We start from the raw sequence: 22,581 nt of genomic DNA, 5'->3' as shown, positions 1-22,581 counted from the left end.
CTTATCATGAGTGCATCTTTAAACTGGAATTCCCTCCTTATTACTCTATACTAATCAAACTGTATGTTAACCGGTTTAAACGACTATTTAAAAGAAGCTACTGCCAAAAAGCATGTGGTGGGCAGTTGGGGTTTTAACGCGGGTCGCGATTTTTCTAAAGCTTCGCCCGAAGAAACCAATGTGTGGTTTTTTGAGCAAGTGTTCAATTTTTTGCGCTCGTTTTTTGGATTGGTGCTGCCCGATAACATGGAAGTGATTACCTACAACGCCACCCAGCACATCAAAAAAGAAAATTTGGAACAACAAACATTTTTAGATGAGCTCATGCTCATTATGAAAAATCTCAAAGAGCCTCTCTGGACTTTACGTTTAAATCTCAATCTCGTGGGTTTTATCCGCACGCATCACGACCCCGATATGGTGCGCCGCGTGCAAATAAAAGAGCCCAGTTCTTTTATTGTATGGGGCGGGCCTGATGAAACCGGTTTTGAAACATTCAGTATTAGCTACACACTTTTTAACGAAAGCTTTATGGAAGGCACCGACGAAATGTTGTGGTCGGTGAATCAACCGCTCCTCGAAAAAGCGCTTAAAAAATGGGAGCGCCAAACGGGTCGTGTGATTGATGTGGTAGAAGCCAATAATCCTAAAGTGCCTATGAGTCGCAGTGGTTTTAAACGGCCGCTGCGTCCGGCCGGTGCCAGACCGCCGCAGGGAATACCGCAACGAGGGGCCCCGATGGGATCCCCTCAAGCACAGGGTCCTGCGCGTGAACCTGTAGGCGCCCGGCCACGTGCGCCTATGCCACCCCCAGGTGCTGCTCCGCGTCCGCAAGCACCGCGAGGCATGCCAGTACCTCCGCCACGCCCGGCGGCACCACCCCCCGGGCCGCCTAAAAATTTACCTAATATAGCCGATGTGCTGGGAGGCCCGCGTCCACAAACGCCGCCTCGCCCTGCAGGGCCTGCGCCACAAACAGCTCCGCGTCCGGCCGCCCCCAAGCCTGCTACTAACTTGCCCAATATTGCCGATGTGTTGGGTGGTCCTAATAAGAAATAACACCAGCGCCCCAGCTAAAGCCTGAGCCAAAACTCATCACCAGTAATTTATTCCCACGTTTAATGGTGCCATTACTTACAAACTCATCTAATAAGATAGGGATAGAAGCAGCGCTCGTGTTGCCGCATTTGTGAATATTGGTGAGAATTTTTTCCGGAGAAATTTTTAATTTTTGACCAATGGTGTTGATGATATTGATATTGGCCTGGTGGGGTAACACAAAATCTATTTTTGCTTTTTTAAGTTTTAAGTTTTTTAAAATACTCACCGAAGCCTCACTCATGCATTTGACCGCATTTTCAAACACCAGCCTGCCATCCATGGTGGGATAGACTTTGCCGTCTGTAATCATCTGAGGTGTAATTCTGGGTTGATACAGCGAGGCGGGAGCTTCGCACCAGAGTTTATCGTAAAAAGAACCATCGGAGAAAAGTTTCATCCCTAATACACCTTTTTTCTTGGTGGTGGGCGTCATAATCACCGCGCCAGCGCCATCGCCAAAAATAACACTCATCAGCCGCCCGCGGGGCGTCATATCCAGTGCGGTAGAATGTACTTCACTGGCCACAACAAGCAGGCATTTATATTTTTTGCTGCGGATCAAGCCATCGGCCAAATCGAGTGCAAACAAAAAACCGGGCGAGGTGTTGCGCACATCAAAAGCCGGAATGTTTTTAAGACCTAATTTTTGTTGGAGTAAAACGCCGCTGCCGGGAGCACAGTAATCGGGAGTAGAGGTGGCTAAAATAATGCCGTCTATTTTGTTTTTGTTGATTCCCGCTTTTTTAAGAGCGTTAAGTGAGGCTTCTAAGGCTAAATCGGACGTGCCCACGCCGGGGGACACATAGCGGCGTTCACGGATGCCTATTTTACTAAAAATCCAGTCGTCGGTGGTTTCTAAAAGAGGTTCTAATTCTTTATTGGGTACAACACGGGATGGCAGGGCAGAACCCGTGGCGATAATTTGGGAGTATAAAGGCATGAAGCCTGCCTATCAGGAAAACTTGAAGCCTGCAATAAACTGTTGAAAGGGTCGGGCGTAAATATCAAATTGGTCGGCCGGGAAGCTGGCGGTTAAGTTGATGGCTACATCCTCGCGCACGCACGACACCTGAATTTGTTGCACCATTTGGCCGTCTTGAATATGGTCCATATTGCCGGATTTGGGGCCTACCATTTTTTTCATGGCCGATAAATCCCAGGTACAAATCATCATTTTGGCTGGTACACCATCAAGGCCTACATCCTGTTCGCTTAAAATTTGAAAGCTTTCAATGCCACGGGCCTGTACCGATTGTTTAATTTTTTCAAAATATTCGTTTAAGGGCACCACCGTTTGAAGACGTTCTTTGGTGATAATAATGTTGGGGCGTACCTTTTTATCGGTAGAGGGCATGGTAAGGGTAATCATGCCTTGGTCTTTCCAGTTTTCGGGTAATTCTACGTTAAAATCGCTCATTGAGATGGTAGCCATAAAAACCTTTCATGTATAAAGATAGAGATATAGTTTAAAGAAAAATAAGCTACCTGCAAAGCGTTAATATTTGTCTTTTTTGGGGTTTTTGAGCTATGAGGGGGTATGGCAAAACGTATTCTTGTAGGGGCTTTCCTGCTTTTGATGTTTCTTGTAAATCCCCCTTTGGGGTTGGCTTGGGAGCTTAACCCCACCATTCAAAAACTCCAGGCCTTGTACGATAAAACCGATGCCTGGCAGGCGCAGTTTACCCAAAAAACTCATGTAGACTTAATCGACAAAACCATCACTAAAACCGGCAGTATTCTTGTTAAAAAACCCTCCCATCTTAAAATTGATTATCATGGTGATGGGGCCAGGCATTACCTCTCTAACGGGCAGACTTTATGGGTATACGATAGTGGGGTAGATCAGGTTTTTGAGTATCAAAAAATATCCAAAATTTTGGCCAGCGAAGCACTTACCTTTTTAAAAGGTTTGGCGCGGCTTACCGATGACTTTCTTATCCAAAAAGGATCAGCCGCCGATGCTATGATGGATAATGCCGGCCTTTTATTTTTAGAATTAATTCCCAAAAAAAAGGATGCCCAAGTTGAAAAAATCGTATTAGGGCTTAATGCCGGTAATTATAGAATTGAAGAAATGACGCTTTTTAATCAGTCTCAAAATAGAACGCATTATGGTTTTAGCAGTATTGTGCTTAACCCTGTGGTGCCGGCGGATGTTTTTGAGTTGAGTGCTGATCTTAAAGCTAAATTAGTAAAGGGTGAGTAATATGCCTAGCTTTGACATTAGTTCGGAAGTGAATTTGCAGGAAATTGATAACGCCGTTAATCAAACCGTGAAAGAAATTTTAGCACGTTACGATTTTAAGGGTTCCAAAAGCACTATTGAGTTTGATAAAACCAAAAAGATCATCAAGTATTTGGCCGAAGATGATTACAAAATGGGGGCTATTTACGATATGCTTCAGAGTAAGGTGCACAAGCGCGGCATTTCACTCAAATCGCTTAAAAAAGGGGATATCACCGATGCCGGTGGGCAAATGAAGCGTTGCGAAATTACGCTTGTTATGGGTATTGAAACCGAAAAGGCTAAGGAAATTACCAAAATTATCAAGGAGTCTAAGCTAAAAGTGCAGGCGCAAATTCAGGACGAAAAAGTGCGCGTAACGGGTAAAAAACGGGATGATTTACAGGATGTGATGGCACTCTTACGCGGTAAGGAATTTGATATACCGCTGCAGTTTGGAAACTTTAGAGATTAGTCTCTTACGAAAAATATCTTGTGCAGAATGCACAGGATATTTTTAGATAAGAGACTTATCCCGTTTATCGGGGTTAGGAGATTACTATGAACATGAATCAAATTTTAAAACAGGCTCAAGATTTACAAAAAAAATTAAAAAAGCAGCAAGATGAACTGGCTTCTAAAGAATTTGAAGCGTCTTCGGGTGGGGGTATGGTTACCGCCCGTGTAACGGGCAAGGGCGATTTGTTATCGGTAAAACTTGACCCCGAAGTGGTGAGTAAAGACGATATTGATATGCTGCAAGATTTAATTGTGGCCGCCGTAAACGAAGCTCTTAAAAAAGTGGGCGAGGCCCAGCAAGATGGTATGGCCGGGATGATGGGGGCTAGTGGCCTCAAAATACCGGGGATGTTTTAAAAATTCATGTTAACACCTATCGAACGTCTCACGCAGGAATTAGCCAAGCTGCCCGGTATTGGGCACAAAACGGCTTTGCGTTTGGTGCTGCATATTTTGCGTCAGCCGTCCCATTATGCGCAAAGCCTTTCGCAAGCACTTGCCGATGTGTCGGCTAAAGTGCGTTTTTGCGAAGAGTGTTTTCATTTTACCGATGAACCTTTATGCCCCATTTGCCGCGATAAAAAGCGTGATCATCATTTGTTATGTGTAGTGGAAGATTCATCCGACTTGATGGCGGTGGAACGCACCCATAGTTTTAAAGGGGTGTATCATGTGCTCCATGGTTCTCTTTCGCCTATTGATGGTATTGGCCCCAATGAGCTTCGCATCCAAGAACTGATGGCGCGCTTACAAAAACAAGAGGTGCATGAAATTATTTTAGCTACAAATCCCAATATTTCGGGCGATGCTACAGCACTCTACATTTCCAAATTACTCAAGCCTATGGGACTTAAAATGACCAGGCTTGCAAACGGTATCCCCGTGGGTGGGCATATTGAATATATCGACCAAATGACCCTTTCACGTGCTTTTGAGTCGCGGGTAGAATGTTAAAGTATTCTTAATAAATAAAGTTGACAGCCCCTCCTTATCCCTCTAGCATGTCGTCCATTATGGCCGTTATCGATTCGTCCAAAAAAGAAATTAACTTCAAAATTGTTTATTTTGGCCCCGGGCAAACGGGTAAAACCACGTCTCTCCATCAGTTACAGGCGGCGCTTGAAGGAAAAGGCAAAGGGAAGCCCAAAAAGTTGGAAAAATCCGAAAAAACCCTGTTTTTTGATTTTTTAGCACTCTCCTCGGGAGAAATTGCCGGTTATAAAACCCGTTTTCAAATTTATTCGGTTCCCGGGCAAATTTTATATGAAGACAGTCGCAAGCTCCTGTTAAAAGGAGTAGATGGTATTGTTTTTGTGGCCGATAGCCAAATTGACAAAGTGCAAGAAAATTTAGCCTGTTTAGAAGAATTACGCGGGCATTTACAACACATGGGATACCAACCTCAAGAAATTCCCATGGTTCTTAATTATAACAAGCGTGATTTACCCAACATTCCTCCCATTGAAGAATTGCGCAAAGCCGTGAATATCTTTCATGTGCCCGATTTTGAAACGGTAGCCACCAGCGGTGAAGGTGTGGTGGATAGTTTTAAAGAATTGGTCAAACAGGTTTTAAACACCTTAAAAGACGTCCATTAATTGAATAAACCTTTTAAGCGTTCTGCTCCCTCAGGACAACCCTGCAGGGTCACTTGGGCACTTTTTCCCAATCTTCCAAAAATTTCTTTAAACCAATATCGGTGAGTGTGTGTTTGGCTAATTGCTTAATCACGCTATAAGGAATGGTGGCCACATCGGCACCAATTAAAGCCGAATCTAAAAAGTGAATGGGGTTACGGATACTGGCCACTAAAATTTGGGTTTTAAAACCGTAATTGGTATAAATAGTTTTAATCTCTTTAATTAAATTCATACCGGTTTGGCCAATGTCATCCAAACGTCCTACAAAGGGACTGATGTAAGTGGCGCCAGCTTTAGCCGCCAAAAGAGCCTGATTAGCCGAAAAACAAAGAGTGCAGTTGGTTTTAATTCCCATTTCGGTACAACGTTTAATGGCTTTTAAGCCTTCTTCAATAAGCGGGATTTTAACCACCACATTTTTGTGAATTTTGGCCAAATCCACGGCTTCTTTCATAATGCCGTCTACTTTGGTGGAAATTGTTTCAAGAGAAATGGGTCCGTCTACCACTTTAATAATATCATTAAACACATCCTCAAATTTGCGTCCCGTTTTAGCTACAAGCGACGGATTAGTAGTAACCCCGTCAATTAATCCCATGTCGTTTGCTTCTTTGATTTCGTTAATGTCGGCCGAATCGATAAAAATTTTCATAGTTCCCTCTCTATTTGTTGATGCAGTTTTTGTTGCAGTAAAATTTTCCTTTTTTTTCCAAAGCAATGCTTTTTGGATTATAAGTCCCGCAAGCAGGGCATGGAACAATTTCTTCCCGTTTTTCCCCAGACTGGCGGGGGACTTGGGGGTTTTGACCCGCTATAAGTACAGAAAAAAATCGGTTAAACACCCAGCGGGATAAAATTAAAATTGCTAAAACAAAAAGTAAAAATTTTACCATGACAACCTTTGTAAACCTTCTCTTCCTTCCACCGTTTTAGTCATTTGAGCAACTGTTTTTTTTGTAACAGGATGGATCCACTTGGCGGCTATTTCTTCTAAAGGAACTAAAACAAAGGCACGCTCGTGCAAATGTGGGTGCGGCAGGGTAAGCTTTGGCGTGTTCAAGGTTATATCATCGTAAAATAAAATATCCAAATCGAGTGGCCGGGGTTTCCAATCATGCTTGGTGGTACGGCCTGCGTCTTGTTCTATTATTTCCAGTGCCCTCAGTAATTCTTGGGGTTTAAGAGCAGTTTTAATGAGGATAGCGGCATTGTAATAAGAAGGAATATGAGTATTATCTACTCCATCGCGTGTAACGGGTTCGGTTTGGTAGAGCGAAGACTGCGTAACAAGAGAGGTTTGAGGGATATGGCTTATTTTTATAAGCGCATTGTGAAGATGTTTTAGTCTGTCTCCCTGGTTTGATCCTAGCGCAATAGCGGCGGTGTGCTCCATGTATTTTTCCTAGCAACCCCAATCGTTGACATCAAGATAAAATATGGATAAGAAAACCCAACTATGACGCAGATTAACGACAATTATTTAAAGCTTAAAGCCGGTTATCTTTTTCCCGAAATTGGACGCCGTGTTAAAAAATTTTCGGAACAAAATACTTTGGCCAAAATTATACGCCTGGGTATTGGTGATGTGGTGTTGCCCCTAGCACCCTCTATCACCAAAGCCTTTCACGAGGGTGTAGATGAAATGGCCTCTCAAAAAACCTTTAAAGGCTATGGCCCCGAACAAGGCTACGATTTTTTAATTAATGCCATTATCGATAACGATTTTAAACCCCGTGGTGTATCGCTTAAAACCAGCGAAGTGTTTGTGTCGGATGGTTCCAAATGTGATACGGGTAATATCCAAGAAATTTTTTCTACCAAATCCATTATTGCCATTACCGATCCTGTGTATCCTGTATATGTAGACACCAATGTTATGGCCGGACGTAGTGGTGCTATAGACGATAATGGCCGTTATGCGGGTATGGTGTATATGCCTACAACGGCTCAAAATAATTTTACCCCCGAGCTGCCCAAAACTCATGTAGATCTTATTTATTTGTGTTCGCCCAATAATCCAACAGGTGCCACCATGAGTAAGGCCGAGCTTAAAAAATGGGTGGATTATGCCAAGGCCAACAAATGCATTATTTTATTTGATGCAGCCTATGAAGCTTTTATTGCCGATAAATCGGTTCCTCATTCTATTTACGAAATTGATGGTGCCGATGAAGTGGCTATTGAATTTCGCAGTTTTTCCAAAACGGCGGGTTTTACCGGCACGCGCTGTGCTTATACTGTGGTGCCCGAAAAACTGATGGGCGAAGGGCCTAACGGCGAAAAAGTAGCTGTTAATCCGCTGTGGAGCCGTCGCCATACCACAAAGTTTAATGGTGTGAGTTATCCTGTACAAAAAGCAGCGGCCGCTTGTTTTAGCGCGGAAGGTAAAAAAGAAATTCAAGAGGTGATTCGTTATTACATGGAAAACGCAAAAATTATCCGTGACGGACTCTCTAAACTGGGAATTGAAGTATATGGTGGAGAAAACGCGCCCTACATTTGGTTAAAAACCCCGGGGGGTCTTAAATCGTGGGACTTTTTTGATAAATTGTTAAGCGAATGCCACGTGGTGGGAACGCCCGGGAGTGGTTTTGGGCCTAGCGGAGAAGGTTATTTTCGTTTGAGCGCCTTTGGTTTAAGAGAAAATGTTTTAGAGGCTGTGGAGAGAATTGCAAAGCAGTTAAAAATTTAATTTTTTATGAGGGGAGAGTTTATGAAAAGAATTCTGATTTCATTTTTTGTTTTATTAATTTCCAACAACGTTTTTGCCAAAACCGATATCGAATTTATTCTCGATGTATCGGGTTCGATGCGGCAACTTACCGATGGCAAACCTCAAATTGATATTGCCCGCGAACAGCTTTTAGCTCAGCTTCCCTCTATTACAGGAGATACCCAGGTGGCATTGCGTGTGTATTCTCATCGCATTGAACAAGCCAACAAGGCAGAAAGTTGCAAAGATACCGAACTCATGATCCCGTTTGCCGCTGTTGATAAAACGGTTTTTGAAACAAAGCTTAAAACCTTAACTCCCAAAGGCTATACCCCCATTGCTTATTCGCTAGAACAATCTAAAGCCGATTTTAATACCACGCGCGAAGCCGATAAAGTAATCATCCTCCTTTCCGATGGCGAAGAAACCTGCGGTGGTGATCCGGTGGCTACTGTAAAAAAGATGATTGCCGATGGTTTCAAGGTTGTGGTGAATGTGATTGGTTTTAATGTTGATGATGTAACGCGTAAGCAATTAAGCGAAATTGCAAATGCTGGTGGAGGACAATATTTTGATGCTAAAGGTTCGGCGGGCTTAACTACGGCCTTAAAAAATGCCACGCAGGCGTCATTAGTTATTGATAAAGCCAAAACAACTTATGGTAACGAAATTAAGGGCGGCGATTCTTACGAAACCGCAGTTCCCGTGGAATTAGGCAAAGAATATAAACTTAACCACCATCAAAAAGTAAATTTCTTCGATTATTTTTATGTTGATTTAAAAGCCGGCCAGGAATTAACGGCGTCGGTATCTACTTTAGAAAAAGGTGTGGATATTGATGCCAACAATAAGGCCACCGAAAATCAGTCGCCATACGCAGGCATTCAATTGCACGATGGTAGTCGCAACCGTTTAAAATCGGAGGAGCTTATTGGTGCTCCCAATGCTACCAAAACAGTAACGGCATCGGCCGGGAGTGATGGACGTTTTTATGTGTTATTAGGTTCTACCTACGATGCCATGAATAAAGACCATGTTACTTTTAAAATTAGCGTGTTGTCGCGTGGCGATTTAGGTGGCGAAACCGATGCTGGAGATAGCATGGAAAAGGCGTTGCCTATTACCTACCAGCGTTATCCGGTTAACTTTTTAACTCCCGCTGATAAAAACGATACATTCAAGTTTGAAGCTAAAAAGGGAGATATTATTGCGGTGGGTTATATTCCCAACGCTCAAAATTCACCGTCACTGAATATGGATATTATGGACGGTTATAAACAAAAGTTATTTCACGTCTTTATTTTGGCCGATCAAGGCAAAAAAACAGATCCCATTAATATCCCCGAAGATGGAACCTATTATTTGTCTATTTTTTCGGATTATTCAATTGATAGTACTTTTGGTTATACCTTGGAGTTAATGAGGGTAACGCCTCCCTCTAATTAACGGAGGGAGATCATCGAGTCGACTATACCCATTTTTGATTCTTCATCGGGATTAACACAGCTTGATGTTGTGTGATCGGGATTACTCCCACATACAAAATTGTCCATGCACGGAGCCTCGGTGCATTGTTTATTTACGCAAACAGCCAGTATTTTATTGTTCACACAATGCGTTTTGGCTGTATAGGCATAGTATTGCAATGAGCCTGACGGAGCGGCAAATAGTTCCGCTACCATTCCTACCAACATACCAAGTTTTGCCAGGGTAACCATGCATCTTACTACGGACGAGCACAGTTTTTCTTTAGGCTTTAAAGCCCATCACCAGGCTTGAAGAAAGCAGATTTTTAAGGCTTTTTAAGAAAATTTCCTCCGGATTTGGGGCCAAGGAAAATTTTTCCTCCCATAAATGCCCCAATCCTTCCAACGAGTGGCCAGGGTTATTTTGAATAAGAGTTAAAAGATCATTTTCGGGCTCGGTTAAAACGAGTTTTTCAATGTTATAGGTATGAGGATGGCGTACCAGTGCCAGTATTTGAGCTTGGGGCAGAGGTGCTGGATGGTTTAAATGATCAAAATTAAAGTGATAGGTATCCACAATAAAATCTGGGTTTAAAACAGGGATCAAGTTAGCCAGTTCTGCCTCAAGGTTACTCACCATGGGAGGAAGAGGGGTGTTTTCAAAAAAGGGTAGGTAAAATCTGTTGCACTCGTAGCGTACCAATTCTTTTAAAAAGGGATTGTCGTCAATGTGTTTGTAAACAACCTCGGCAAAAAACAGGGGGATGTCTCGGTAGTGAAGGCTTGGATTTTTATGTTTTAAAAAACTCAATATAATTTCATCCCACTTCTCGTTGGATAAAAACTTGTGAACTTGGGGGAAAGCGGTTTTAAGAATACCTTCAATATTTTCTAAATATAATTTTTGATAAATTTCAAGTTGTGCAGAAGATATGCTGAGTAAATACTCTTGCAGTGCTGAGCTAAGATTTAAATCTTTTATTTCGGCTGCCGGATTTTTAAGCCAGGCATCAAAAAATTGTTGGGTTTCTTTTAATGTCATGACGCGAGCGCTATTTCTTCTAAAATATAATCTAAACTTGGGATATTATTATCCCTCTCTAAAACCACAGGTATATGGGGTTTTTCTTTCTTAAAAATTTGATACAAGCGCCACACGTCTTGTTTTACAGTGGCGCCATGATTATCAATGAGTATTCCGTTTTCGGCAGTAACATGCCCAGCTATATGAACCGAAGCAATGGGCAAGTTCATTAAATTTTTTAAGTCTTCAGTGTCGGGGGTGTTGTGGTTGTGCGCGTTGACATACACATTATTAATATCAAGCAAAAGCTCACATCCCGATTGCCGTATAACTTCGGTAATAAACTCTGCCTCCGTCATTTCTGGTTTTTGTGGAGTAAAATAATAGGTAATGTTTTCTAGTGCTATGCGTCGTTCTAAAATATCTTGTACCTGTTTAATGCGGGGCACAACGTGCTTGATGGCTTCTTGTGTAAAAGGAAGGGGCAAAAGTTCATTAAAATAATGCCCTCCAAACGATTGAAAACACAAATGGTCGGAAAAATACGTAATGCGAAAAGTATCTAAAAATTCTTTTAATTTTTTAAGATAAGAAATGTTGAGTGGATCGAGGCTGCCAATAGACAGCGATAAGCCGTGAGCAAAAATAGGATAGTGAGTAGACAGCTTTTGAAAGGCTTCAAAAACCCATCCGCCCCGGCCTATGTAATTTTCGGGAGCAATTTCCAAAAAATTGAGGCCTGGGGGGCGGGTTTTTTCTAATTCTTCAATAAAGGAAGTGCGTAAACCTAAACCAATCATTAGCCGCAGCTACCTTGGCCACAGGCGCCTTCTTTTTTGCCTTCTTTGTGATCGTCTTTTTTCTCATCTTCCTTTTTTTCGGTGTCGGTGGTGGGCGCCGTGGTGGTAGGGGCGGGGTCGTTAGCTGTTACCGACTGTGCTACAACGTGCACGCTGGCTGCATGCCCTGCTACAGAGGCTCCCAGTAAAGAGGCTAAAGTTAAACCGGTTAATGTGAGTTTGGTTGCTTTCATAAGTTCTCCTTAAAAAAATGATGCTGACTGTTGCATAAATACAAACGGCTGTCATCCTAAAAAAGGGTTGTTATTTTAAGGATAATGCTCTAATTGAAGCCCTCTATGGCGGTTCCATTATCACAAGGCTTACGGGTTTTTAGCTATATCATGACGCAGAAGATTAAGGGTGTTAAACGCTACCCCTTGGTGCTTATGCTAGAACCTCTTTTTCGTTGTAATCTTGAATGTAAAGGTTGCGGCAAAATTCAATTTCCTGAAGAAACCCTTAAAAAATATTTAACAGCCGAACAATGTTTACAGGCTGCCGAAGAATGTGGTGCGCCCATGGTATCCATCCCTGGTGGTGAGCCGCTCATTCACCCCGAAATTCAGCAGATCGTAGAAGGTTTGGTAAAGCAGAAACGTTATATTTATCTCTGCACTAACGCGATTCTTTTAAAACGTAAACTTCATCTCTTCAAACCGTCTAAATATCTCACGTTTAGCGTGCATATGGATGGTTTAAAAGAAGAGCACGATCATGCTGTGTGCCGAGACGGTGTATTTGAACAAGCCGTAGAAGGTATTAAAGTGGCGCTGGCTGCTGGATTCCGTGTGACCACCAACACTACTATTTTTGAAGGCGCCGATATTAAACGTACCCGTGAATTTTTTGATTATGCCATGAGTTTAGGTGTGGAAGGCATGGTAATTTCTCCGGGTTATGCATACGAAAAAGCGCCCGATCAGGAGCATTTTTTAAAGCGTGAAAAAGCCAAAGAATTTTTTAAAGAAGCTTTTAAAGATCCGTCGTCTAAATGGATTTTTAACCAGTCACCTTTTTATCTTAAATTTTTAGTAGGGGATGTTGATTACAAATGCACGCCATGGGGTAATCCTACCCGTAATATTTTTGGCTGGCAAAAACCCTGCTATTTGCTCAACGAAGGTTATGTTGATTCTTTCAAGGAACTGATGGAACTTACCGAATGGGACAACTACGGCACCGGCAAGCACGAAAAATGTGCCAATTGCATGGTAAGCTGTGGGTATGAACCTAGCGCTGTTGCCGATTCCTTTTCTAGCATTCCTAAATTCATTCAAACCATCCGTGAATATAATGTGTAGGGGTTTATAAAAACTCATCTGAGTTTTTATTTTTGCATAACAATTATCCAATTTATTGAGCGATTAAGATCACTTCAGTAAAGAGTAGAATTCAATTCCCTGTGCGGTTTTGTATCAAAAGCACACGTATTTTTGACGATCGTCAACTAATATACATATATATTTTATGAAAATATATTCAGTTATTTTTTAAATACCTAAAAAACATCATGATTTTTTAAATGTCAATTTTGGCACTCTAATTGCTCCGTACCCTCTCGTTGGTTCGCGATAATTCATGGGCAATGGGAAAGCGTGGACCTAAAATTTTATATCGTTTGGTTTATCAGCACTCATTTTGAGTTCTGATAGTCTATTCGATGAATACTGAATCTTTGGAGGTTCCCCCATGAATTATCGTCATTTATTATGTTCATTTTCGCTACTGGCTCTCTTATCGGCCTGTGGCGGATCCAGTTCTTCAAGTAGCAGTTCAACCGAAGGTAGCTTGCAATTAAAAGTTGCGGCTCCCGAAACAACATCTTCACAAATTGTTAGTTCTATCACGCGTTCGATTGATACCGATAATTTGGCCGATTATTTTCGGAACACAAGCTTTGCCTCTGGTAAACCCGAATCTTTAAAAATATATGTGACCAATCTCACTTTAGTGGATGATGAGAATAACATCACACGTACGGTTTACGAAAACGATGAAGGCGCTGAGGTAAGTATTGAAGGTAGCCGTGTTGATTTGGACAATCTTTTTACCGATTACGATTGTATTGATAACAATGGCGACTTGTACGATTTAGCCGAAGGAGAGAGCTGTGATTGTGGTTTTGATGCCGACAACAATCCCTTGGGTGGCGTTGACGATGGCCATGGCCATACCGTTTGCCCCGGCGATTTGGAAGATGATGGCGAACCTAACCACAGTGTGGGTAAGGTTGCTACCGTGAATGTGGCTACTGGTACTTATACCTCGTTTAGAATGACCATTTTACGCACGGCTAAAGTAACAGGTTGTGTAACCGGCAATTATACGTCGGGAGCCGATATTGCTACCGGTGATTTTGATTTGGATTTATCCAACACCCCGGGTGAGCATACCTATTGTACCCGTGCCGATTTTGCCCGTGTGAATGCCTCTGGCGGTGGTGATAATGCCGATTTCGAAGACCAAGACGCCGAAGAAATGGATTTAGATTTGGCTAGCGGTAGCGATGATACCGAATCAACAAGCATTTCCATGGAATTTTCCATGCCAGAACCTCTCACCATTTCTCCGGATGAACAAGCCAAGCTCACGTTGTTTATTGATACCAACCGTTTTATCACTTTTTATAACAAGGGTGATGATGGTTACACACCTACCGATAATGCAGATGATGTATCGTACTTTTACACACCTCTTACTCAAAACCTGATGTATGCCTTTGTAGGGCACCCAGGTTCCATTTTTGGTTACGAAATGTATTCGGTAACCTGTTTGGATGTAAATGAAGAGGATATCCCCGAAGATCATATCTGTGCCAGTGGTCAAAAACGTGTGACCAACAGCTGGATGACCATTGTGCGTGCTCCTAATGGCCTCGATCCTGAAGGTGAACCTTTAATGGTGAATTTTAATACCGATTTAGGTTGGCTGAATGGTTCTAATAATTCGTCAGAAGGTTTGGATAGTTCGGTATTTACAGCCAACGCCGATAATGCTGCTAACTTTGATATTGGCTTTAGCAGTAATTATCCCGATGATTCGGCTTTTACGGGTACCTTGTATAATATGGCCTTGGATGGCGTAGATGTTGGAGAATCGATTGATGATGTATATTTTATCAGCGATGGCACCGATAGCAATGCTACTAAAAACTACGGTGTTGTGAGTGTGACCCGTCGTTTGTAAGAAGTAATATTTTGTAAAATAAAAAAGCCCCTTGGTAATAAACCAAGGGGCTTTTGTTTTTTTAATTACAAGAATTGGGTACCGTAAAATCTATGCCGCAAAAATCAGTGCCTCTTTGTAATTCGTTATAAGAATACCACAAACCAAAAAGAGTGATGTTTTGTTCGTAGGTATCACAATAATTGGGGTCGGATAAGGCTTCTGCTCTATCGGTGCATAAATCTTCGGTGGGCGTTGCGCTATTAGCGTGAACAGCCGGGAGACTCATGCCAGAGTTTTGGTATTCGTCTATAAAAGACAAACAAGAGGATAAGCGAACGCTCACGCTATAAGCCGAGCCCACTATTTTTGTAGCTACGGAAGCAGGTAACGAAATACGCCCCATGGCATCTTCTACGCAGCTATCAAAGCTGTATTTGATTTCAGAGTTCTCGTCTACTTCTACGTTGGAGCAAACCTTAAAAGGCTGACAAAAAGCTTCGGAAATTTTTTGTTTGTATATTTCGGGAGTTGAAACCCATACCCCGGGATTATAGATGGGAGCTTTGGAAGCCAAAATTAGTTTTGCATGCCCAGTTACGGGTATGGCTAGCAACAACGTAAAGGCAATATTTTTTAATAAGTAATTGATTTTCATTTTTATCCTCGTTTTTTTTTCGTAACAGTAAATCCCAATTAAAATAGTTATCGACTAATAAGAATTAAAAGTGACGTGAAAATTGTTGGATTTTTAAGAAACTGCTACCAAGTTGTTAGCACGTTACATCGAATTTCCCTCTGTATTCCTGAAGAATACGCATCTTTTTGGCGTTTACTGTTTTTAAACAACTTTCATTTCTGGATCCTCGATAATTTTTACAAGGCACAGGGAAAGGTTGATAATTTAAACCTAAACAAAGGAGAACAAGATGAGAAAACTAACATATATATTTTGGGGAGTAATGTCGGTGGTACTGTTGCAAACAGAAGCCATGGCAAAAGTTGCCCCTGTGCAAAAAACAATACAAGCTGTCAATCAAACGATTGTGGCCGAAAAAAGCCCCGATCAACTCGAGTACGAAGAGTTTATGGACGAGAATCCTGATGTGGATGTTTCGTTTGAAGATTGGTTGTGGTGGAAAGAGCATCACTCAGAAAATAATACCAGTGCTGAGGGCTCGACTTACTATCAGATAGATGAAAACGGAAATTTCAGTGCTGAAATTATGGGTGATAATGGAAGTAAGCTCACTATAACATCTAATGGGAGTATAGTTAATCTCTCAATTAAAGGGCATACATCGTATGGTATGCCTGTCGAAAGAAATTTGAGATCTGTAAATACCTCATCGGAAAATTGGGAAGGGTCAGTGGCAAACATACTGTTCTGGAGTGCTAATGGTAAAAGCGGGTCTGTTGACCAGCTTATTCGAATTGCTATAGCTTTAATCAAGCAAGGCATGCATGACCAAGCGAGTATTCAGGCTTTCTTAAAAGCGGAAGCCGATAAAAATCCTGATAAGAGTAAAAATAAAGATCCCAAAAAAGCAAATTCAACCGGTCTTTACGAACCTCATGGAGGAGAGGGCGATGATGAATCGGGTAATCAGGATTCCGATTTGCGTGATGTTATCATTGTGAGATAAGTATTTTTGATTAAACCTTTTTATGAAAAAGCCTCTCGTTAAAATCTGAGGGGCTTTTTTATTTTGTATTCCAGAAGAATACGATTCTTTTGCTGATTGGCTGTTTTTAAACAACTTTCAACACAGAACCTGCGATAATTTAAACAAGGCACAGGGAGAGACTAACAATTTGAAAGGAAACTTTATGAGATTTTTTAATTATGTTTTTAGTTTAGTTTTTTTATGTACCCTGGCCTGTTCGTCAGGGGGGAGTAGTTCTCCAAAAGAGCCTGTATATTGGGATCCTACGTTTCAAAGTAGAGCCGAAATTGCTTTGGCCCAGGCTTATGACGATTTAAAAGTTCACGATCTGGTTTCGGCACAAAGCCAATATTGCGATACTTTGGTTTTAGAACCGGCCGATGTCAATTTGGCTTTTGGTTGTGGACTAGTGAAGTTGATGCGTTCTGTTGAACAACAACAGGCCGCCGATATTTTAACGGCATTTAATCAGGCTCCTGTATCGGTTGAAAACGATATTTTGGGCCCTAACGGTGTTATTAATAGTTACAAGGCGCTTAAAAATAATAATAGTGCCTATACATTTAACTACTCCGATTTTAACTTGCCGTTTGCAAATAACATAACCCAGCATGCAGGCGATGCCAATGGTTTGCTGGCCAGCATTCTTAAACCTCTTATCGATAAAAATATGTCGGTAGCTCAAGTGCAGGATTTGCTAAAATCCTTTCAGCCCTATTTTATTGATGTGGAGGATAATTTCAATATTGCCATTACCGATGCAAATCTGAATTTTGCAATTCCCAAAGAGTTATTTAACACCAGTGAAGATTTGCATGCCAAACAAGGCGATGCTTATGCCATGCTTTCTGCCACACAGGCAATTGTGGCCGGTATTGATATGTTTAAAGCCTACGATTACGGGGTGCAGTTAAAGAGCGTTCTATTAAAAGACGGTAAAATAAATTTGAAGGCTTTAGTAACCGAGCTTAATGGAGTAGTAAAAGTGAGCGGTGTTAATGCGAGCGATAATGTTTCTTTTTTAACACTCATTGATGGGGCCTTGTTTACCAATCAAAGAGCACGTTTTACATTTGCTTTAAACAATGCGAAGCAAGCCTTAAGTAAAATTAAAACGGATCACACCGATTTTTACCCTTCTTTATCGGAGAGTAAATTAAATGATGTTCTTGTTACAGTTGACGAAGCCATTCTTTCTATGAATGGAGAGATGGTATCTTTTAGTCAATTCCCTCACGCAGGCGATTTTACGGTTAACTTAAAAGCCCTGTTTGATACACCTCCTAACGCCAAAAACATGGATATCGCTAGCGGTTATCCCTTTGTGCTTGAGGGTGATGTTGTAAAGCCGGTTGAATCGTATTTTAAAACTTTGTTAACCGGGATTGTAGATATTCAATAAGAGGGATGATGATGAAAACTCTAAAGCTCCTATTTTTATTGTTATTGGTTCTCACTTCCTCGCTGGTGCATGCCGGCGAGGAGGTGTTGGACGGAAAAATGTTTATTAATAATTTTTTAAACGAAATTAAAAATATTTCTCAGCTTTCAGCGCCCGATTCCGAAAAATTTATGGGTACTTATTACGATACCCAGCTTATGTTGGATAGAGCGGCCGTTGATTTTAAAGATGAGCTGACAGCTCGTCAGAAAAAAGAGTTTTATAATCTTTTTGATTTGCTGCTTAAGAAAAAAATTTCTCAACAAGGATCGAATTGGAATCAATATTTTAAAAATTGTATTGTGGACTCTGTCAAAATGGAAAGCTCTGGCGAAAAAGTTGTGGTAAGATCCATATTGGAAAAGGGAAAAGCCTTAAACATGACATTCATTTTAGTAAAGGGTCTAAAAGGTTATAAAATTGTTGATCTGGATGTGGACGGTGCTTTGTTGAGCCGAAATTTCAGATCACAATTCAGCCGAATTTTTAGTGAGGAAGGCTACAAGGGGCTCTATGGCCGATTAACGGCACGTTTAAATGAGGCCACGCTTTAGGGTGTTTAAATATGTATAAAAATTGACGCAAATGTCTATTTTTGTCAAAAAATACGTATATATTTCATATCTAAAAATCTATCCAATCATTTAACTGTTTAAAATATATAGCTATTTTATTACCCATTTTTTGGCATTAAACTTGCTTAACTAACCTCCGATTGGATCACGACTAATTCATGGGCAATGGGAAAGCGTGAGTCCTGAATATTAACAAAGCACGCACGGTTTGTTGGAGGTTTTTTCTGACTTACTGTTTGCTTCACCCGAGGAGGGTACCCATGAATTATCGTCATTTATTCTATTCTATGTCGCTCCTAGCTGCTATGTCGGCATGCGGCGGTTCAAGTTCAACATCTACCGGAACAGTTCAACTTAAATTTTCGGTTCCGCAAACAGCAACATCGTCGGTAGATGCTGCTATTTCGCGTGCCATTGATGTAGATAACCTTGCCGATTACTTTAGAAACACAAGTTTTGTTTCGGGCAGGCCTGATACTTTTAGCCTGTTTGTAACCGAGATTGCACTTGTGGATGAAGGCAATCAGGAACGTGTGATTTTTCAAGATGATGATGGACAGGAAATTCATATTAACGGAAGCCACGTTGATTTGGATAATCTGTTCACAGTCTATGATTGTATAGATAACAACGGTGATTTATACGATTTGGCCCAGGGCGAAAGCTGCGACTGCGGTTTTGATTCTGATAATAACCCTGTTGGTCCTCTTGAAAATGGAAAATGTCCGGTTGATGAAGATGCCGGGCAAACCAGCAGTGGCGTAGGAAAAGTTGCCGTGTTGGATATCCCAACGGGTACCTATTCGGAAGTAAAATTAACCTTTTTACGTACGGCCGAAATTAAGGGCTGTGTAACAGGTACTTTTACATCTCAAGCCGATATTGATGATGGTAACAGCAACCTCAACTTATCCAATACCCCGGGTGAACATACCTATTGTACACGCGTGGATGGCACTGCCAACGAAGACTTTGAAGATCAGGAAGCCGAAACTATTGAAGTTGACTTAGGTGCCAATAGCGATACCGATGGTGATACCATGACCGTTGAATATCCTATTAACTCCATTACCTTGGCTGCCGACGAAACCACCAAACTGACTTTGTTTGTGGATACGAACCGTCTTCTTACCTATTATAACCAAGGTGATGATGATTACGTTCCTTCCAACGAATCGGATGTTCCGTTTTTTTACACACCGCTTGTGCAAAATGTAATGTATGCTTTTGCCGGTCATCCGGGATCCATTTTCGGTTACGAGGTTTATTCCTATACCTGTACCAATGCCGAAGGTGATGAAGTACCTGAAGATCATGTGTGTGACGATGCCGACCAGTATGTAACAAACAGCTGGCTTACGGTGGTGCGTGAGGCTGATGGTAGCAATCAGGAAGGGGATCCTATCCTGATTAATTTCAATACCGATTTTGGATGGTTGAATGGGTCCAATTTTTCGGATGATGGTTTAAGCTCTTCGGCTATTACTGCCAACGATACGGACGATAGCCGTTTTGATCTCACCTATACCAGTGCCTATCCCGATAACACAACTTTTACCGGGACATTATACAATATGGCCTTAGACGGTATTGATGTTGATGAATCCATCGATGATGTTTATTTCATCAGTGACGGTACCGAAAGTACGGCCGTAAGAAATTATGGTGCTGTAACCATTACTCGTCGTCTGTAAAAAAAGCAGTTTACTTAAAAGCCCCCTGTTTTAAAACAGGGGGCTTTTATTTCTAAACTTAAAATTGAAAATTCAGAAAAGTAGCACGGATACAAAACCCCCATGCAGGTCTTCAACTCCAACCTTGCCCTGGTGCAATAGGCTTAGAATCCACCCCCCCAGCCTCCTAAGTAAAAAATTGATTACAAGCTGTTACTAATTTGTAAGTTTTTGATAATAGTTTTACGCAACACCAAGTGAATAGTTGCGATAAGATAAATTGATATGGTCATATTTTAATTGTATTGCCCATTCTCACGGAGGTTTTATGAGATTATTTTGTGCTAAAGCTTTCTTTATTGTTTTTACACTTCTTGTTTCAATTCCGGCTATGGCCACTAATTACTATGTGGCTAGCGTAATAGTACCAGGAGGTAATGGCTTAAGCCCAAGGCAGGCCGTTGATTTGCCGACAGCTGTTTTGCTGGCAAAGAATGGTGATAGTATTCTAATGCAAGACGGATTATATCCCATCTCCAACTCAATTACTATTCAATACTCTATTTCCATTCTAGCGATAAATCCACATCGTGTGACTCTTTCTGGAGCTAGGCTCAATTCGGCTCTTTTTGAAATAAGACCCAATTTACTTACACGGCCAATAACTATTTATGGACTTAACATTATAAATTCCAAAGTAGGCGTTGATATGAAAATGCCAGGGTTTTTAAAAGTATATGATTCTCTATTTAAAAATAACAGAGGTACGGCTTTAATTATTAATAATGATATGTCGGGCAAATATTTTGTTTCGGTGGAAAAAAGCGAATTTAGAAATAATGGTAATATTGGAATTGAAACATCGGCCAATTTTTTAGATTCAGAGCTTGAGATTTCTATCAAAAAATCAATTTTTTCTGGAAATTTAATTGGTGTTGGCGTTGGTTTTTTAGATTCTCTACATACAGAAAGGCTTGCTGTTGAAGATTGCCAGTTTTTAAACAATATATTTGATGGCCTTAACATTGCTATTACTTCAACCAATAGAGCCATATTTCAGGATGTCCAAATTGAACGGAATACTTTTTTAGAAAATTTAGGTACGGGCGTGAGAGTTTTCATCAACGGATCCGACCAACCGTCACCTCAATCCAATGTTTTAATTAAAGGAAATTATTTTGAAGCAAATGGTGGTGCTGGCGGATCTTCTATCACATTGGAAGATGATAATCATCTTAGCACATTTGTTAGTGTAGAGAAAAATTTGATAGAATCTACTTTAAGTGGAAGTGGTATTCATGTTGGAGGAGGAAATGTTAGCGTTATTAACAATATTGTAAAAAACTCAAGCAACTTGGGTATTGATTTTAATGGCAATGTCATGGGAAATATTGCTTATAACACTGTTGTTAATAGTGGTTTTGAAGGTATTGCTGTAAATAGTTTTTATAATGGTATTGGCATATACAATAATATTACTGTGAAAAATAGTGTTGGTATTGCCGTTTCCTCTTCTTTTATTCCTTCCGAGGTGGGGTTTAACAACAGTTATGGCAATGTTTGGGATGATTATGCTGGTGCTTATAATAAATTGATTAATTATAGCTTAGACCCACAGTTTGTGAATTTTCCGGACGATTTGCATTTAATGTCGAATTCGCCCTTAATTGGTGCCGGGGGACAATTCTTTGTTTCTGAAGATTTCGATTTTAAACCCCGCTATTCTGTTGGAGCTCAACCCGTTACCGATATTGGAGCTTTAGAATATTAAAGTAAATGAATCAACAAACAACACAACCCTGTTCGTATTGCCACAAGCAAATAGATGGAGATGCACGTTATCCTCAAAAATTGTGCAAAGAATGTATGGTGCTATTAACGGATAATGCTGGCAGGCCTGTGGGTTTTAGAAATAATGGGATGATGGGAACAGGATGTGAGGGATTTTATTTGGATTCAAAGGAAAGATACGAATCAAGCCTGTGTTATATCAAAAACGATCAATTTGCAGCACAAGAACACCGCTTTGGTGGGATTGTGGTGGAAAAGGTAATTAAAAAATAACTCATTAAATTTTTTATGGCCTAGTTCAAGAAATGATTGCACCACTTGGTAGGAAATGAAGAAAATGGCTGATGGCCAAAAGTTTTAAAAGGTTGCGCCTGGCTGACCGAGAAAAGCTGGCAATATTAAGGGCCAAGGGAAAAACAATAAGAGAAATAGCTAAAAAGTTGGGATTCTCCCATAGTACTATCAGCCGGGAGTTTAGGCGTTACGGTAAGTTTAATTACTCCCCCTGCCATAGCGATTTCCATTCACAACACAGAAGAAGAAAAGCAGGACGAAAACCTAAGATATGGGGTCATGAAGATCTTATGTCTTGGATTGATGAAAAACTGCGTCTAGGCTGGTCGCCACAGCTTATAGCAGGTCGGATCAGCAAGGATCACCCAGGTTTAAGCGTTAGTCACGAAACAGTTTATCAATACGTCTTTGAAAATCAATTACACCATTTACTACCTAGTCAACGT

At 41.0% G+C, this 22,581-nt stretch carries 26 protein-coding genes; 17 read left to right on the top strand and 9 right to left on the bottom strand.

Annotation, left to right across the window (positions count from 1 at the left end):
- The first annotated feature begins 63 nt into the window (after positions 1–63).
- On the top strand, positions 64–1,059 hold the full coding sequence (locus K1X76_10050; protein ID MBX7149410.1) for a hypothetical protein: 996 nt from the start codon (positions 64–66) through the stop codon (positions 1,057–1,059).
- On the opposite strand, the gene K1X76_10045 is transcribed toward K1X76_10050, so the two are convergent.
- On the bottom strand, positions 1,046–2,041 hold the full coding sequence (locus K1X76_10045; protein MBX7149409.1) for a ketoacyl-ACP synthase III: 996 nt from the start codon (positions 2,039–2,041) through the stop codon (positions 1,046–1,048). The genes K1X76_10050 and K1X76_10045 overlap by 14 nt on opposite strands.
- A gap of 12 nt (positions 2,042–2,053) precedes the next feature.
- Entirely contained in the window at positions 2,054–2,533 is a 480-nt protein-coding gene (locus K1X76_10040) for a DUF1795 domain-containing protein (protein MBX7149408.1), read from the bottom strand.
- Between the two features lie 105 nt (positions 2,534–2,638).
- Here K1X76_10040 and K1X76_10035 point away from each other — a divergent pair, with 105 nt between their 5' ends.
- The 5 genes from K1X76_10035 to K1X76_10015 all read left to right on the top strand — a co-directional run bounded on the left by K1X76_10035 (position 2,639) and on the right by K1X76_10015 (position 5,442).
- On the top strand, positions 2,639–3,307 hold the full coding sequence (locus K1X76_10035) for an outer membrane lipoprotein carrier protein LolA (GenBank protein ID MBX7149407.1): 669 nt from the start codon (positions 2,639–2,641) through the stop codon (positions 3,305–3,307).
- A gap of 1 nt (position 3,308) precedes the next feature.
- Positions 3,309–3,800 carry a YajQ family cyclic di-GMP-binding protein gene (locus K1X76_10030; GenBank protein ID MBX7149406.1) on the top strand — a complete coding sequence of 164 codons (492 nt, stop codon included), beginning with the start codon at positions 3,309–3,311 and terminating at the stop codon, positions 3,798–3,800.
- Between the two features lie 86 nt (positions 3,801–3,886).
- The gene (locus K1X76_10025) at positions 3,887–4,201 is read left to right on the top strand and encodes a YbaB/EbfC family nucleoid-associated protein (protein ID MBX7149405.1); all 315 of its coding nucleotides are present in this window, start codon (positions 3,887–3,889) and stop codon (positions 4,199–4,201) included.
- Positions 4,202–4,207: 6 nt separating this feature from the next.
- A complete protein-coding gene (recR, locus tag K1X76_10020; protein MBX7149404.1) occupies positions 4,208–4,798 on the top strand; it encodes a recombination mediator RecR in 591 nt (196 codons plus the stop codon).
- Positions 4,799–4,857: 59 nt separating this feature from the next.
- A complete protein-coding gene (locus K1X76_10015) occupies positions 4,858–5,442 on the top strand; it encodes a gliding-motility protein MglA (protein ID MBX7149403.1) in 585 nt (194 codons plus the stop codon).
- A gap of 49 nt (positions 5,443–5,491) precedes the next feature.
- Here the strand turns inward: K1X76_10015 and fsa are convergent, their stop codons facing one another.
- Positions 5,492–6,136 (bottom strand): fructose-6-phosphate aldolase, encoded by a 645-nt coding sequence (fsa, locus tag K1X76_10010; protein MBX7149402.1) that lies wholly within the window; start codon positions 6,134–6,136, stop codon positions 5,492–5,494.
- A 234-nt stretch (positions 6,137–6,370) separates the two neighbouring features.
- Positions 6,371–6,877 carry a 2-amino-4-hydroxy-6-hydroxymethyldihydropteridine diphosphokinase gene (folK, locus tag K1X76_10005; GenBank protein MBX7149401.1) on the bottom strand — a complete coding sequence of 169 codons (507 nt, stop codon included), beginning with the start codon at positions 6,875–6,877 and terminating at the stop codon, positions 6,371–6,373.
- Positions 6,878–6,940: 63 nt separating this feature from the next.
- Here folK and K1X76_10000 point away from each other — a divergent pair, with 63 nt between their 5' ends.
- Both K1X76_10000 and K1X76_09995 read left to right on the top strand, forming a co-directional pair.
- Entirely contained in the window at positions 6,941–8,176 is a 1,236-nt protein-coding gene (locus K1X76_10000) for an LL-diaminopimelate aminotransferase (protein ID MBX7149400.1), read from the top strand.
- A gap of 21 nt (positions 8,177–8,197) precedes the next feature.
- Complete coding sequence (locus K1X76_09995) at positions 8,198–9,643, top strand: VWA domain-containing protein (GenBank protein ID MBX7149399.1); 1,446 nt, start codon at positions 8,198–8,200, stop codon at positions 9,641–9,643.
- On the opposite strand, the gene K1X76_09990 is transcribed toward K1X76_09995, so the two are convergent.
- The 4 genes from K1X76_09990 to K1X76_09975 are packed head-to-tail and all read right to left on the bottom strand — an operon-like array spanning position 9,640 to position 11,720.
- On the bottom strand, positions 9,640–9,915 hold the full coding sequence (locus K1X76_09990; protein MBX7149398.1) for a hypothetical protein: 276 nt from the start codon (positions 9,913–9,915) through the stop codon (positions 9,640–9,642). The two genes, K1X76_09995 and K1X76_09990, sit on opposite strands and share 4 nt — an antisense overlap.
- Before the next feature lie 31 nt (positions 9,916–9,946).
- Positions 9,947–10,705, bottom strand: a complete 759-nt coding sequence (locus K1X76_09985; protein ID MBX7149397.1) for a putative DNA-binding domain-containing protein — start codon at positions 10,703–10,705, stop codon at positions 9,947–9,949.
- Positions 10,702–11,487 carry a DUF692 domain-containing protein gene (locus K1X76_09980; GenBank protein MBX7149396.1) on the bottom strand — a complete coding sequence of 262 codons (786 nt, stop codon included), beginning with the start codon at positions 11,485–11,487 and terminating at the stop codon, positions 10,702–10,704. Before K1X76_09980 ends, K1X76_09985 begins: the two co-directional genes overlap by 4 nt.
- Positions 11,487–11,720 carry a hypothetical protein gene (locus K1X76_09975; protein MBX7149395.1) on the bottom strand — a complete coding sequence of 78 codons (234 nt, stop codon included), beginning with the start codon at positions 11,718–11,720 and terminating at the stop codon, positions 11,487–11,489. Before K1X76_09975 ends, K1X76_09980 begins: the two co-directional genes overlap by 1 nt.
- 105 nt (positions 11,721–11,825) lie before the next feature.
- On the opposite strand from K1X76_09975, the gene hpnH reads away from it, so the two are divergent.
- On the top strand, positions 11,826–12,830 hold the full coding sequence (gene hpnH / locus K1X76_09970; GenBank protein ID MBX7149394.1) for an adenosyl-hopene transferase HpnH: 1,005 nt from the start codon (positions 11,826–11,828) through the stop codon (positions 12,828–12,830).
- A gap of 388 nt (positions 12,831–13,218) precedes the next feature.
- Positions 13,219–14,715: a hypothetical protein gene (locus K1X76_09965; protein ID MBX7149393.1), complete on the top strand. Its 1,497-nt coding sequence runs from the start codon at positions 13,219–13,221 to the stop codon at positions 14,713–14,715.
- A 61-nt stretch (positions 14,716–14,776) separates the two neighbouring features.
- On the opposite strand, the gene K1X76_09960 is transcribed toward K1X76_09965, so the two are convergent.
- The gene (locus K1X76_09960; GenBank protein MBX7149392.1) at positions 14,777–15,352 is read right to left on the bottom strand and encodes a hypothetical protein; all 576 of its coding nucleotides are present in this window, start codon (positions 15,350–15,352) and stop codon (positions 14,777–14,779) included.
- Between the two features lie 271 nt (positions 15,353–15,623).
- Between K1X76_09960 and K1X76_09955 the strand changes: the two genes are divergently transcribed.
- The 7 genes from K1X76_09955 to K1X76_09925 all read left to right on the top strand — a co-directional run.
- A complete protein-coding gene (locus tag K1X76_09955; protein ID MBX7149391.1) occupies positions 15,624–16,340 on the top strand; it encodes a hypothetical protein in 717 nt (238 codons plus the stop codon).
- Positions 16,341–16,524: 184 nt separating this feature from the next.
- Positions 16,525–17,763 carry a hypothetical protein gene (locus K1X76_09950; GenBank protein ID MBX7149390.1) on the top strand — a complete coding sequence of 413 codons (1,239 nt, stop codon included), beginning with the start codon at positions 16,525–16,527 and terminating at the stop codon, positions 17,761–17,763.
- A gap of 5 nt (positions 17,764–17,768) precedes the next feature.
- Positions 17,769–18,356: an ABC transporter substrate-binding protein gene (locus K1X76_09945; GenBank protein ID MBX7149389.1), complete on the top strand. Its 588-nt coding sequence runs from the start codon at positions 17,769–17,771 to the stop codon at positions 18,354–18,356.
- Positions 18,357–18,637: 281 nt separating this feature from the next.
- Positions 18,638–20,071 carry a hypothetical protein gene (locus K1X76_09940; protein ID MBX7149388.1) on the top strand — a complete coding sequence of 478 codons (1,434 nt, stop codon included), beginning with the start codon at positions 18,638–18,640 and terminating at the stop codon, positions 20,069–20,071.
- A 307-nt stretch (positions 20,072–20,378) separates the two neighbouring features.
- A complete protein-coding gene (locus K1X76_09935) occupies positions 20,379–21,821 on the top strand; it encodes a right-handed parallel beta-helix repeat-containing protein (protein MBX7149387.1) in 1,443 nt (480 codons plus the stop codon).
- Positions 21,822–21,826: 5 nt separating this feature from the next.
- Positions 21,827–22,114, top strand: a complete 288-nt coding sequence (locus K1X76_09930; protein MBX7149386.1) for a hypothetical protein — start codon at positions 21,827–21,829, stop codon at positions 22,112–22,114.
- Positions 22,115–22,185: 71 nt separating this feature from the next.
- On the top strand, positions 22,186–22,581 hold a 396-nt coding region (locus tag K1X76_09925), incomplete at its 3' end, for a helix-turn-helix domain-containing protein (GenBank protein MBX7149385.1).

The organism is bacterium (genome assembly GCA_019695305.1).
GTDB lineage: Bacteria > UBA10199 > UBA10199 > UBA10199 > JAIBAG01 > JAIBAG01.
This window is presented reverse-complemented; position numbering and strand designations above follow the sequence as displayed.

Excerpts from the sequence above, each read along its gene's own strand:
- K1X76_10050 (MBX7149410.1), top strand. The coding sequence starts at position 64 with ATGTTAACCGGTTTAAACGACTATTTAAAAGAAGCTACTGCCAAAAAG.
- K1X76_10045 (MBX7149409.1), bottom strand. The coding sequence starts at position 2,041 with ATGCCTTTATACTCCCAAATTATCGCCACGGGTTCTGCCCTGCCATCC.
- K1X76_10040 (MBX7149408.1), bottom strand. The coding sequence starts at position 2,533 with ATGGCTACCATCTCAATGAGCGATTTTAACGTAGAATTACCCGAAAAC.
- K1X76_10035 (MBX7149407.1), top strand. The coding sequence starts at position 2,639 with ATGGCAAAACGTATTCTTGTAGGGGCTTTCCTGCTTTTGATGTTTCTT.
- K1X76_10030 (MBX7149406.1), top strand. The coding sequence starts at position 3,309 with ATGCCTAGCTTTGACATTAGTTCGGAAGTGAATTTGCAGGAAATTGAT.
- K1X76_10025 (MBX7149405.1), top strand. The coding sequence starts at position 3,887 with ATGAACATGAATCAAATTTTAAAACAGGCTCAAGATTTACAAAAAAAA.
- recR (MBX7149404.1), top strand. The coding sequence starts at position 4,208 with ATGTTAACACCTATCGAACGTCTCACGCAGGAATTAGCCAAGCTGCCC.
- K1X76_10015 (MBX7149403.1), top strand. The coding sequence starts at position 4,858 with ATGGCCGTTATCGATTCGTCCAAAAAAGAAATTAACTTCAAAATTGTT.
- fsa (MBX7149402.1), bottom strand. The coding sequence starts at position 6,136 with ATGAAAATTTTTATCGATTCGGCCGACATTAACGAAATCAAAGAAGCA.
- folK (MBX7149401.1), bottom strand. The coding sequence starts at position 6,877 with ATGGAGCACACCGCCGCTATTGCGCTAGGATCAAACCAGGGAGACAGA.
- K1X76_10000 (MBX7149400.1), top strand. The coding sequence starts at position 6,941 with ATGACGCAGATTAACGACAATTATTTAAAGCTTAAAGCCGGTTATCTT.
- K1X76_09995 (MBX7149399.1), top strand. The coding sequence starts at position 8,198 with ATGAAAAGAATTCTGATTTCATTTTTTGTTTTATTAATTTCCAACAAC.
- K1X76_09990 (MBX7149398.1), bottom strand. The coding sequence starts at position 9,915 with ATGGTTACCCTGGCAAAACTTGGTATGTTGGTAGGAATGGTAGCGGAA.
- K1X76_09985 (MBX7149397.1), bottom strand. The coding sequence starts at position 10,705 with ATGACATTAAAAGAAACCCAACAATTTTTTGATGCCTGGCTTAAAAAT.
- K1X76_09980 (MBX7149396.1), bottom strand. The coding sequence starts at position 11,487 with ATGATTGGTTTAGGTTTACGCACTTCCTTTATTGAAGAATTAGAAAAA.
- K1X76_09975 (MBX7149395.1), bottom strand. The coding sequence starts at position 11,720 with ATGAAAGCAACCAAACTCACATTAACCGGTTTAACTTTAGCCTCTTTA.
- hpnH (MBX7149394.1), top strand. The coding sequence starts at position 11,826 with ATGGCGGTTCCATTATCACAAGGCTTACGGGTTTTTAGCTATATCATG.
- K1X76_09965 (MBX7149393.1), top strand. The coding sequence starts at position 13,219 with ATGAATTATCGTCATTTATTATGTTCATTTTCGCTACTGGCTCTCTTA.
- K1X76_09960 (MBX7149392.1), bottom strand. The coding sequence starts at position 15,352 with ATGAAAATCAATTACTTATTAAAAAATATTGCCTTTACGTTGTTGCTA.
- K1X76_09955 (MBX7149391.1), top strand. The coding sequence starts at position 15,624 with ATGAGAAAACTAACATATATATTTTGGGGAGTAATGTCGGTGGTACTG.
- K1X76_09950 (MBX7149390.1), top strand. The coding sequence starts at position 16,525 with ATGAGATTTTTTAATTATGTTTTTAGTTTAGTTTTTTTATGTACCCTG.
- K1X76_09945 (MBX7149389.1), top strand. The coding sequence starts at position 17,769 with ATGATGATGAAAACTCTAAAGCTCCTATTTTTATTGTTATTGGTTCTC.
- K1X76_09940 (MBX7149388.1), top strand. The coding sequence starts at position 18,638 with ATGAATTATCGTCATTTATTCTATTCTATGTCGCTCCTAGCTGCTATG.
- K1X76_09935 (MBX7149387.1), top strand. The coding sequence starts at position 20,379 with ATGAGATTATTTTGTGCTAAAGCTTTCTTTATTGTTTTTACACTTCTT.
- K1X76_09930 (MBX7149386.1), top strand. The coding sequence starts at position 21,827 with ATGAATCAACAAACAACACAACCCTGTTCGTATTGCCACAAGCAAATA.